Genomic DNA, 12,054 nt, shown 5'->3' on the forward strand with positions numbered 1-12,054 from the left:
AGGGCTTTCTCAATTCACAATTCATAATTCATAATTGGCTACGCGCTGGTAATTCAAAATTGCTGCGCGTTGTTTCTTCACTCTTAACTCTTCACTCTTATCTCTTCACTCTTCACAATTAAGCCATAAAGGTGATGCAATCGTTTGCATCTTGCACACGATAAATATACGCTTGTTATAACTTGTCAACTTTATCTTTTTCATAACTTTGCAACTATCAGCGATTTTCCCTATATGGGAATAGACTAAAAAGTGAAAATTAAACTATAAAGACCTATGAAAAAGATTTTACTCGCAATGGTAATTCTCATTACCCCTTATGCCTTATGGGCACAGGGGTGGCCGGAAAAATACGGAGGAGTGATGCTGCAAGGATTTTACTGGGACTCTTTCGTAGACACCAAATGGACTAACATCGAAAGCCAGGCCGACGAACTCTCCAAATACTTTGACTTGATATGGGTGCCCCAATCAGGCTGGTGTAACGGCAACAAACAGATGGGGTATGCTCCGGTATGGTGGTTCGACCACAAGAGTGCTTTCGGCACAGAAGCCGAACTGCGCTCCATGATAGCCACCTATAAAAAGAAAGGTGTTGGCATCATTGAGGACGTGGTGATTAACCATCGAAGCGGAAACACCAACTGGTGTGACTTCCCCACGGAAACTTGGAACGGGCACACCATGAGCTGGACCCTCGCCGACATCTGTAACGGCGATGACGGTGGGGAAACCCGGAATAATGGATATGAGGTCAGCGGAGCCAATGATACCGGTGATGACTTCAATGGTAGTCGCGACTTGGATCACACCAGCACCAACGTACAGAATAACATCAAGATATACCTCGACTTCCTGCTCAACGACTTAGGTTATACAGGGTTTAGATACGACATGGTCAAGGGGTTTTCGCCCTACTATGTAGGCATGTATAACGCCAGCAGCAAGCCCAAATTCTCTGTCGGTGAATACTGGGATGGCAGCTACGATAACGTGACGTGGTGGATCAATGGCACAAATTATGACAATGCCATACAGTCGGCAGCATTCGACTTCCCACTGAAAGACGGCATCAATGCCAGCTTTGGAAGTTCCACATGGGACATCAGCAACAAGGGGATGGCCGGAAGCACAAAAGGCATGAACCGCTACAGCGTGACCTTCGTGGACAACCATGACACTTATGGCAACAACAACAGGCTCAACAACAACGTCTTGGCAGCCAATGCCTTTATACTGGCACTGCCCGGAACGCCCTGCATATTCCTGCCCCACTGGCAGAAGTACAAGTCGGAAATAGGCAAGATGATACTGGCTCGCAAGGCTGCCGGCGTGACCAATCAAAGCGAAATCGTGCAACAGAAGCCTCTCAACGGGGGATATGTCACCGTTGTCCGAGGAGACAAAGCTGAGGTGATGGTGCTCAGCGGATTCCCGCAAGACTTCGACACCAGCGGATTCACGATGATTTCGAGCGGAACAAACTATGCCTATTACGTGAGCAGCACGCTCGACGTGACGGATATTCTGAACAACGGACAGCCGGAAACAATTCCCGGGGAGGTTAAAATACACGTCAGCAGCACTTCCGGAACAGCTCCATATCTCTACGCATGGGATGGCAATGGCACGAAACACAACGGTGCATGGCCCGGCAAACAACTGACGGCTACATCGACCTCTGCCGACGGAAAGACTTGGTATGATTGGACTTCGACGGTGACGCCCATCAACATCATCTTTAACGACGGAAATGGCAAACAAACAAGCAACATTGAGGGTGTGAGCGGCGAGCGGTTCTACATCATCGACCCAAGTAACGTAACCGAAAAAAAGTTCGGCTACTTCGAAGCACCGGCAGCAGCCTATATTCATCCCGGATGCGCCACCTACATGGAGGACACCTTCGCCTACTTCGAAGCACCGGCAGATTGGAACAAGGTCTTCGTATGGGCTTGGAATACAGAGGGAGACCTCTACGATAACTGGCCCGGAGTCGAGATTTCACAAGTGGGGACTGCTCCCAATGGCAACAAAGTGTACCGATGGACACACACAACCTCAAGTCCGACAAAGATTATCTTTCACGATGGTACGGGTACAAAAACAGCAGATCTTCGTTTTGAAAATGGTGGATACTATAACGTTAAGGGGCTGCTCTACACCGTCACTCAGCCCAAGGTAACCATCTCTGCTGCCGGCTATGCCACGTTCAGCTTTGCGCAACCCATTGATTTTGCGAGGGCAGAAGGACTCACGGCTTATATCGTCAATGACAACAATGGAGAAAGAGCTACCTTGCAGCAGGTTAGCATGGTGCCCGCCAACACAGGGGTTGTGCTGAAAGGCGAACCTGGAGATTATGTATTACACCCCACCACAGAAACCACAGACGACGTGTCGGGCAACCTACTGAAAGCTACCTCACTCACGGGATCAGTAACTACCGACGGCACATACTATGTTCTGGCTAACATGGCGAGCCATGGTGTGGGATTCTACAAGTTAGAGAACGGGAACAAAGTGTATGGGAACAAGGCTTACCTAACTTACAACGCCAACCAAGCTAAATTGTTTATCAGCTTCGAGAGCGGAGAGACAACCGCTATTCGTGACGTCAATACGTCTGCAAGGGAATGCCAAAGCGTCTACACGCTATCAGGCATCAAGGTGACTGGCAACGGTAAGCTGCCCAAGGGAATCTATATCGTCAACGGAAAGAAACTCGTAATCAGGTAAGATCATGAGAAACGAAGAAATGAAAATAGAAAAGAATACATATTGCCAGCCGGGAATTGTGATTCTTAAAATAGGGTCACCACTCCTGTTGGGAACAAGCAACACCCTGCCTGTTATTCCCGGAGAAACTGTCACGGAAGACGAACAGCTTTCCAAGCCAGCATCTGACTGGTGGGATGTGGATGAATACTAAAGTAATCACCCGAAACAGCACATGCCGTTTCGGGTGTTTCTTATTCAATATCGAAAAACTAAACTGCTTTTCTCACTATTTCCATCCTTCGTTTTGTTGATATTTGGGCATGAGATCCAAATCACGTTGCGGAATGGGAAACAGTTCGTTCTTACCTTTCTTAATATAAGATGAGCAAACGAAATAAGTGGCACCGTCACTAAACCAGTTCACCAAGTCTTGCTCCGTTTTTTTGATGCTTTCGTAATAAATGCCCCAACGTACAAGATCCTGACGGCGGTGCCCCTCAAAAGCCAATTCGTAAGCCCGCTCGTCGCGCACGGCCTGTTGGAATGACTCGTAGTCCAAGTTGGCTATGTCGCAGGCCGCGTTTGGCGCTGTAATGGGCAGGCCATAGCCGCGTCTGCGCACCATGTTGACAGCTTCGTAGGCCTCTGGCGTTGGCTGATGATGCCATTCGTTCAGCGCCTCAGCATAGAGCAGTAGCACATCAGCATAGCGCAGGATGTACCAATTGATGTTCGAAAGGTTGCCCTCAATGAGATAGTTGGCTGCATCCACGTATTTTTCAGTATCCCATTTGGCGGGGAAAATATTGTTGATATAAGTCTTCTTGATATCATCGGAAGCATTTTCGGCGAAGGCATCATTGAAAGTTCCGTTCTTGCTTATCGGCTGCTTTCCGTTGGATGTATATTTGTAGTCAGCAAAGGACAGTCGCCAGCGCTTGTCGTTTTCGTGGTCTTTCCATCCCATGAGGAAGGTCGGTATGACACGCCAGTTTCCCGCATTTCGAATGCCCGGTATGCCCGAAGCCGACACGCCGTTCCATTTACCGATACGTCCGCTGGGGTCTTCGTTGACCTTTCCCGTCACCGTGGGCGAATAGAATGAAACCTCAATGAGGCTTTCTGCCGGGTCCCACTTCCCGTTGCAAGTGTTTTTCCACAATTGCTCGTAGTTGTCGAGCAAATGATGTTTGCCTGATTCGACAAGAATCCTTGCGGTCTTCGCAGCCTCTTCCCATCTGCTCTTGTCGTTGATGGGGTAGCCGGCCCAGGTGGCATATACCTTGGTAAGCAGTCCCAATGCAGCCCCCTTGGATATGCGGAAGGAGTTGTCCGGGCGAATCTGGTCGTCGATGGCATACGGCAAATTGTCTATGGCATATTTCAAATCGCTCTCTATAAACTTGTACACCTCCTCAGGAGAAGCCTGCTCGAAAGTCGAGGGATGCTCGTGAGACGTACTTGTGGCTGTGGTGAGCGTGACGTGGCCGAACCACCGCACAAGTTCAAAATAGTAGAGCGCACGCAGACAGCGAGCCTCGGCCATATAAACGGTGGCTGTTTTTTTGTCAGGCTCACTGTATGTGGAGTATTTGGAAGAGACGTTCTCTAAGAAATCATTGGCGCTGTAGATAGCCTGGTAGAGCGTTTTCCAGGTCACCCTGACTTCATTTTGCGTACTCGTGAAGGCGTTTGCCGGTATCTGTCTGAAGGAGTTGGTACTTGACCCCTCGCATCGGGCAATGTCGGAAGACAAGGTGAAGAGCAACGAGAGATGATAACGATACATTCCTTCTTCTACCATGTTTCTGTATACGCCGAGCAACACGGTTTCGGCATCTTTCGCATTGTTAACGTATTTGCTTTTCTCAATTTCCGTGAAGTTCTCTTCGTCCAATGTACAAGCACTGAACGCAAGAAGCCCCAACAAACCGTATGCGATATATTTTATTTTGAATCTTTTCATGATCTAATCCTTATATTTAAAATTGAACCTCCAAACCAAATGTGAGTACCCGGCTCTTGGGGTATGCTCCCCAATCGAATCCCGGCATGAGCGGACTGTTTTTCATATTCACCTCCGGGTCATAACCGCTGTAGTTGGTGAGGCAGAAGAGGTTTTGCGCCGTAGCGTAGGCACGCAACTTGCTCACCTTGATTTGCCGGAGCAATTTTGCTGGGAAGTTGTAGCCAATTGTGATATTTTTCAATCGGAGATAAGAACCGTCTTCCACAAAGCGCGAGTAGAGTTCATTTTTCACATATCCCTTTGCCGACGGCACCTTGTTGGACGCGTGCGTAGGTGTCCAGCGGTCGGCTGCCTCAGCGAGTTGGTTGCTACGCTCATCTTGTGTTTGCGTGCTAAACAGGCGTGTGGCATTGTAAACATCGTTGCCATAGCTGAACTGGAACAGAAAACTCATATCGAAATTGCCATAGTTGAACGTATTGGTCAACCCACCATACCATGTCGGATACCCGTCTCCAATCATCGTGCGGTCGGCCGTGTCGATGATGCCGTTTCCATCGATGTCTTTATATTTCACCATGCCCGGCTTAACCTCTTTGCCGGCATGTGCGCTGATGTCAGGAACACCCGGCTTGAGCATCATCTTGCCAGACGGAGTGAGGTTGAAGTCTGACGACTGATACACCCCGTCGAAGACATAGCCGTACATCTTACCCAAAGCCTCTCCAACCGTTGCCACATAGTCATAGCTGGTGAAGTTGGAGTTGAACTGGGTGGCCGAGTACATGGTCTGAGTTCCGTCTTGTAAGGACTTGAGTTCGTTTTTAACAAAAGATATGTTGAAATCCGTCGTCCAAGTGAACTTCTTGGACTGAATGTTTACGGTGTTCAGGTTCAGCTCAATTCCTCTATTCTGTATCTTGCCAATGTTTTGCCACTGTGCATCAAATCCCGTTACGTAGGCCAAGTTCTGTGCAAGCAGCAGATCCTTGGTGTTTTTGATGTAGAACTCCGCCGTGAAATTCAGTCTGCTGTCAAAGAATCCGAGGTCGATTCCCGCGTTCAATGTAGAGGAACCCTCCCATTTCAGGTTAAGATTGGCCAGCTGCTTAGGCGACAGCACCGTAACCAACTTGTTGCCCACACCATATTTACTCTGGGTATAGAGATCCATGGAAAGATAGTTAGAGATGCGATCGTTGCCCACAACGCCCCATCCCATCCTGAACTTCATGTTGGAAAGAGCCTTGATGTTTTTCATGAAAGGTTCCTCAGACATGCGCCAAGCCACAGAAAACGAGGGGAAATAGCCCCACTTGTGGTTCTTGGCAAATACCGTCGAACCATCCGCACGCACGGTCGCCGTAGCCAGATAGCGGTTGTCATAATTGTAATTCACACGGGTGAAGAATGACAAGAGCGCTTTCTCATACCTGTTGGTCGACACCTGACTCGGTGTAGCCCCCAAGCCCAGATTGTCGTTTCCAAGATTGGCAAACGGAAAATCCTTGGATTGTCCAAGCAGGAGTTCATTGCTGCGGAACGAATACTCATGTCCCAACATCACGTCGTAATGATGCTTCTTGTTGAATTTGCCTTTGTAGGTCAACGTGTTATTGTTAGACCACCGCAAGGCTTTCCGCATATCCGAAGAGCCATAGACACCCCCGCTTCGGTAAGCCTGGCTGGAGTTTTCGCCATAAAAGAGGTCGATGCGCGTGTTGGTCACATTGTAAGTGGCCGCACTTCGAAGCGTCAGCCCTTTCATCAAGCGCACATTAAATGCGAGGTTCACTCCCCACAGCTCGGATTGGTTACGATTGTGTACCGATTCCGCCTGCTTGATGGGGTTCACCTGGGCGTAGCTTCCGTTTTCCTGAAGCAACAGAGGGTCGAAGACAGAGTTGAGTAATTCTTCGTCCGTCACTTGCAAACCTCCGGTGGGACGTGCACGCAGCAGACTTGACAACACGTTGAGTGAACCTCCCGATCCGGCTGTTCCAATACCCTTCTTCACAGAGTTGGAGTAATTGACCGTTGCATCCATGTTCACACGTTTCGTGATTTGCTGTTTGAGTCTCAGCTTGCCCGTGTTCTTCTGGAAACTGCTGTTCGTGAAGATACCGTCCTCGTCAAAGTGTGAGAACGTGGCCGAGTATTGTGTCTCCTTGGTTCCGCCTGAAACGTTGAAGTCATGGTTCTGTGACCATGTGGATCTAAAGGCAGCGTCCTGCCAGTCTATGCCTTCCACATTGGCATAGTCGTCGATCGACTGATAGCGGAAAGGATTACCATCGCTGTCATTTCCTTCTTTGTAGTAGGTATTTGCATACCGGGCAGGGTTGATTTCCATTTGGAGATCCACAAATTGCTGTGGCGTGAGCAGGTCCATGCGCTTGGAGATGTTTCTCAGGCTGAACGATCCGTTATAGGACACCGAAGTCTTCCCCTGCTTGCCCGACTTGGTTTTCACCAAAACCACGCCATTGGCAGCCCGTGCTCCGTAGATGGCCGAAGCCGACGCATCTTTCAACACATCAATGGATTCAATGTCCGAGTTGGCCAAATAATCAATGTTGCTCACCTCGAACCCATCGACAATGAAAAGTGGCGAAGAGTCGCCGTTCACCGTGCCAATACCACGTATCTTGATGTCGAAACCCGCGCCCGGCATACCGTCCGATGCAGTGACCTGAACGCCGGCCATCTGGCCGCCAATGGCCTCTACCACGGAACTGGTCTTGAAGTTTTCAATCTTCTTTTCATTGACACTGGTAATCGAACCCGTAATGTCGCTACGCTTCATATTGCCATAGCCCACCACAACAACCTCGTTGAGCAGGGCGTCATTGGGAACCATCTCGATTCGCTGGTCCTTGCCCGGAGCGAGTTGTTTCTCTTGTGTCTTATAGCCTATAAAAGAAAACACATAGACCTTCTTCTTGCTGCCGGAGAACGAAAAGTCTCCGTCCAGATTGGTGACCGTGCCACCGGAGCCCGATTTGGGCTTGACCGTAACCCCAATCATAGGCTCCCCGTTCTCGTCAACCACGGTTCCGCGTATCGTGTTCTGTGCAAAGGAACTCACGGTTCCCACCAAAGCCATCATGATCATGAGTATGGCTTTTTGGTATATATTGCTTGACTTCAATATTTTCATGTTGTTCAACTTTTTTTAGTATTTAGAAATCCGTGTTAAACCATATGGCAACAGGGAACACCTGGCTGCCTTTAGCCACCTTCGAGGGGTTACCGTCTGTCACGAAGGTCATCTGGCCGATAAACACACCATTGGCAAACTCTTGGTCTGCTTGCCATTTGCCGGGATTCACCGTGATGGCACAACCCTTGGTGGCATCGACATAGCAGAGTGCTGTATTGAGCGACGCCTTGTTGTCGTAATACGACACCGGCTTGCGTGCGCCGGCATTAACGGCCGCATTGCCATAGTAGCTTTGCCACATCTTGTACATAAACGTAGTGGTCTGACCTGCTTTCAGTTGTCCCGTCACGTGCGATTCAGGACCGCCGATGTTGTAATAGTTGAATGACCGGCGATAGTCCATGAGGAACTTGCTGGGGTCAGCACCGATGATCTTAGGAGCCACAGAGCTTCCACCCTTGCGGGGATTCACCTGGAAAACAAACGGCGTGTAGTTGACGGTCACACCCTTGACCGGAGCAGAGCAGTGCACAAAGACAGGAGTCTTGATCGTGACCTCTCCCGGAGTACCCTTGCCAGTAGTTGTTTTCACCACCACAACAAATACTCTACCGTCCTTCCAACTGTCAAAGGTAATTTCTCCGCTATGTGCATCGATTTTGGCTCCGGTGCTCGAATTGCCCTTGTCGATGGCGTAAACAGCCGACACACCTTTCTCGATGTCGCTCGAAACCACCTTCATGGTGAACGAGCCGGACTCGGTACGTCTGTACTGACTTGCATATTTCTCAACCGGAGTGAGGTTCAAGTTGTTACCCCAGCTCACATAGCTGAACATATACTTATTCTTCACCACATTCAGTGTGAAAGTCGCCGTCTTGCTGCCCTTGGTGTTTTCTGCCACCACGGTAACCGTGTATTGTCCCCGTGCAATAGTATTTCCCTTTGCAGCAGAGATTTCACCGGTCTGGGCATTGATGGTCAATTGGTTTTGCAATGCCGACGGGAGCTCCTTGAAACTGTACTTCACCTCATCTCCGTCCATATTGCTCACCTTCTGTATGAAAGCAGTTCCCTCCATCATTTCGGCAGCAGCCGGATAAGCGAACGTCTTGATGGGATGGATAAACGGTACGATGGTGAATGTATAAGCCTCATCAAAATCGGAGGAGCCATATGGGTTGCTCACTTTCACGGACACCTTGCACTCCGTACCCACGGCCAGCGTGTTGGCGCCCATCGAGAGTTCGCCTGTTGCCGGGTCTATCGTGATGGGTGCATCAGCAGGAGTCTTCTTGCTAATCTCAAATTTCAGTCCGTCGCGCGAGCCAACCATGACCGGAACAACGCTTTTCACAGGAGCCGTGGGGTTAAATTCAACCTTGCTGTTATCTGGCTCATAGGTCAGCGTCAGCGGCTTCGAAGTAATGTCAAATTCCACAGCATTGGCAAACAGACCTTCTTCAGACTGCTCGTCAACCACAGCGGTGGTGAGTTTCAGGTCGATAACATATTTTCCAGGGTTCAGGTCGGTGTGCTTGCTTCCAAATCCCACAACACCCTTGCCCGACACCGTGAACCGATCTTCGTTGGCCACTTGTTCACCTTCGTGTCTCACGTTGGCAATCACATATTTATTAATGTGTATATGGTTGCCATCTGTCGTTATCTGCGAAGAAGGCAACGCCTCCCCACTTTTCGACATGACATCCTCATAGCTCACCTCAATCTTGTTAGGCGTGGCCACAATGCCCTCGGGAACGGTTCTCATCATGTTCACATGGACAATATCATTGAATGTGTAGCCTTTGCCGCCGGCCTTGCAGGCCACACTCAAGGCGTAGTTGCCAATGGCCAGTTTGCCAGTGTTCTCAATGATGATGGCACCGGTTTCCGGATCGATGTTGAAGCTGGACGCCTCCACGTTGCTGTCATCGAGTTTAATGCCCACAATAGAGAAGTCGGAAGGTTTGGGTCCGATATAGGTAGGTTCATAGAGTCGCATGGTCATGGAAGGACCGATGTCCGTCACGTCCGAGTAAAACAGTTGGAAAGCTGTATCATCGGTTGTGTCGTCAGAACACGATACGCCTACAAAGCAACAAAGCAGGCATAGAAATGCGTTTGTGGCTATGTGTGCTACATTCTTGATTCTTTCTTTCATAAGACTTGATTATAAGGTGAATGATATTTTATATACTTTGCCGTTGATGGTTACTTCCGCAGCTGCCCCTTTGGCGTGGAATGTTCCTTCCTTACCCGTTGGGTTGTCCGTGAAGCGTGCTCCAATCTTGATGTTTTCAAAATCAGTAGCTTTCTCATAGGGATAGATCACACTGATCATGCGTGCTGCCCCCTGCTCAGGTTTGCGGATGTTGTATTGATAGCCTATCCTTTTTCCGTTTACCTCGCCCAGTTTGCTGGAGAAGTTGGTTTCCACACGCGTGGCTCCAAAGTCCTGGTGGGTTTCGGCAAACGTCCGAATCAGCATATTGTTGTTGTCTGCAAAATTCGTGTGTGCACCGAATGCAAATTGATCGGAGAAGTCGTCGATGACCGTTGCTTCAGCACCCGAGCCCGTGGCGAGGTGGAAGTTCAGGTTTACCTTGTCTTTGTTTCCATCGCCAAAGGCCTCATCCACAATGACAAAGAACCGGCCTTCCACGAAAAACACAGCCCTGCGGTGCGTCACAGCAGCATATGACTGGTTTTGCGTCACAAGCAGCTGGGTGTTCCCCTGCTGTTCGCTTTTGAGCAGTTTGCCGTTCATGTGCTTACCGTCAATGGTCTTGCCCAAGACGGTGAGTGTGTTGTGCATCTTGGTGGCACGGTAATAGTTTCGCTCGGCATTACTTTGCTTGTTGCCTCCATACGAATAGGTACCGGCATCGGGAAAGAAGTTCCTGCCGTTTCGGTATAGGCTGAACGTGCCGTTGTCCGGCTGGCAATGCCATCTGTTGTCGGGATTGGCATTGTTCTTCACAATCATCATGGTCGACTGCGGTGTCCATCCGTTGCGCATCATGTAATAGCCCGAGACGGCATATTCGCTCATGAGCCTCCGCGGAGCCTGCCCACGCCTGCCCTCCGAGGCCAGCCACTGCATCTCTGCATCTTCCGGGAACATGTCGGCATAGCGTCTTAAATTCTTCAGGATCACACTCTTGGTATAAGAAGAGTTGCGCGTGTCGTTGAAGTTGTCTATGCTGTAGTTCGGGAAGATAATGTCTGCCACAAACTGGGTGGCGCTCTTCATTTTACTGATGTATTCAGAGGGCACCTTGTCAAGTTGCTGATTAAGCTGCATGAGTTGGTACAGGTCATAGAAATCGCTGATGGCAGCGATGTGATAGCTGGGGTCAAGTTCGTTTTGCACACCGTCGGCATTAAACTGGTTGTCAAGCTCGGCGCTCACCCCATCGAGTCCTTCTTTCAGCCATTGGCCTGCGTTTTTAAACTCCGGTAGGAGCACGCCCGCCGTTGCAACCACCCTGGCCTGTGTCAGCCTGATGTTGCTGCCCTCACGATAGTAGCCCTGCCTGATGGTCTCCACTTCGTCGGCCGTGGCCTTGAGCACCGTACTGAGCCATCCGGGTGTGAACTGGGCAGACTGTATGAAGTATGGCAGGAAGTTCATGCGGTCTCTCACGCGCTCGGCCGGTTGCAACCCACCCCAGACTACAGGGTCTGAACCTTGGGCTGCCTTGGGGTTGGCGTAGGCCTTCATCCAGTCTGTATAGGTCTTTTTCCACGAGGTGAAGTACGCCTCGTTGCCGGTTGCCCGGTAGGCTTTTGCCTGCGCCGGCATCCACTGATGGCGGTGCAGTTGGTTTCTAAACTCCTGGTCGGCCATGGTGCCAGCCAGGGTTTCCCAATCTATTTTTCCGTCTTTGTCAAAAGAATAGTAAACCTCCTGTCCGTTGGCCACCTTCTCCTTGAAATTCCGAATATAGAATCTGTGTTCCAAGGCCTGGTCCGCCACGTTCCGCTCGGTGGGCGAAAGCGTGGGGTTCATCAGATTGATGTTAGGATTCATCACGTTGGAACGGGTGCGGTAATAGTTCAGCAGTTCGTAAGCTGCATTATAATAATGTCCAGCCTCGTATTGCGCCTTCACTTTTTCCAGTCCGGGATAGGTCAGGTCAATAACATCGAACAGTGCCTTGTCGACAGAGTCGGCGGCAATGGAGTCAGGATAACC

General features: G+C 49.8%; 6 protein-coding genes. 2 read left to right on the top strand and 4 right to left on the bottom strand.

From position 1 onward, the window contains the following. Positions 1–276: 276 nt before the first annotated feature. Together HMPREF0645_RS02065 and HMPREF0645_RS02070 are read left to right on the top strand one after the other, a co-directional pair. The gene (locus HMPREF0645_RS02065; protein ID WP_007173165.1) at positions 277–2,739 is read left to right on the top strand and encodes a starch-binding protein; all 2,463 of its coding nucleotides are present in this window, start codon (positions 277–279) and stop codon (positions 2,737–2,739) included. Between the two features lie 4 nt (positions 2,740–2,743). Beyond that, positions 2,744–2,932, top strand: coding sequence for a hypothetical protein (locus HMPREF0645_RS02070; RefSeq protein WP_007173166.1), 189 nt, complete (start codon positions 2,744–2,746; stop codon positions 2,930–2,932). A gap of 75 nt (positions 2,933–3,007) precedes the next feature. On the opposite strand, the gene HMPREF0645_RS02075 is transcribed toward HMPREF0645_RS02070, so the two are convergent. From HMPREF0645_RS02075 to hepC, 4 genes are all read right to left on the bottom strand, one after another. Beyond that, positions 3,008–4,687, bottom strand: coding sequence for a RagB/SusD family nutrient uptake outer membrane protein (locus tag HMPREF0645_RS02075; protein ID WP_007173167.1), 1,680 nt, complete (start codon positions 4,685–4,687; stop codon positions 3,008–3,010). A gap of 16 nt (positions 4,688–4,703) precedes the next feature. Beyond that, positions 4,704–7,850 carry a SusC/RagA family TonB-linked outer membrane protein gene (locus HMPREF0645_RS02080; RefSeq protein ID WP_007173168.1) on the bottom strand — a complete coding sequence of 1,049 codons (3,147 nt, stop codon included), beginning with the start codon at positions 7,848–7,850 and terminating at the stop codon, positions 4,704–4,706. Between the two features lie 22 nt (positions 7,851–7,872). Further along, on the bottom strand, positions 7,873–10,017 hold the full coding sequence (locus HMPREF0645_RS02085; protein WP_007173169.1) for a surface glycan-binding family protein: 2,145 nt from the start codon (positions 10,015–10,017) through the stop codon (positions 7,873–7,875). Positions 10,018–10,026: 9 nt separating this feature from the next. Then, positions 10,027–12,054 (bottom strand): heparin-sulfate lyase HepC (gene hepC / locus HMPREF0645_RS13765; protein WP_007173170.1); only part of this gene is annotated, 2,028 nt, incomplete at its 5' end.

It is taken from the genome of Hallella bergensis DSM 17361 (assembly GCF_000160535.1).
Classification (GTDB): Bacteria; Bacteroidota; Bacteroidia; order Bacteroidales; family Bacteroidaceae; genus Prevotella; species Prevotella bergensis.

What these genes read in the sequence shown, in the direction of transcription:
- HMPREF0645_RS02075 (WP_007173167.1), bottom strand. Translation starts at nt 4,687, where the DNA reads ATGAAAAGATTCAAAATAAAATATATCGCATACGGTTTGTTGGGGCTT.
- HMPREF0645_RS02070 (WP_007173166.1), top strand. Translation starts at nt 2,744, where the DNA reads ATGAGAAACGAAGAAATGAAAATAGAAAAGAATACATATTGCCAGCCG.
- HMPREF0645_RS02085 (WP_007173169.1), bottom strand. Translation starts at nt 10,017, where the DNA reads ATGAAAGAAAGAATCAAGAATGTAGCACACATAGCCACAAACGCATTT.
- HMPREF0645_RS02065 (WP_007173165.1), top strand. Translation starts at nt 277, where the DNA reads ATGAAAAAGATTTTACTCGCAATGGTAATTCTCATTACCCCTTATGCC.
- HMPREF0645_RS02080 (WP_007173168.1), bottom strand. Translation starts at nt 7,850, where the DNA reads ATGAAAATATTGAAGTCAAGCAATATATACCAAAAAGCCATACTCATG.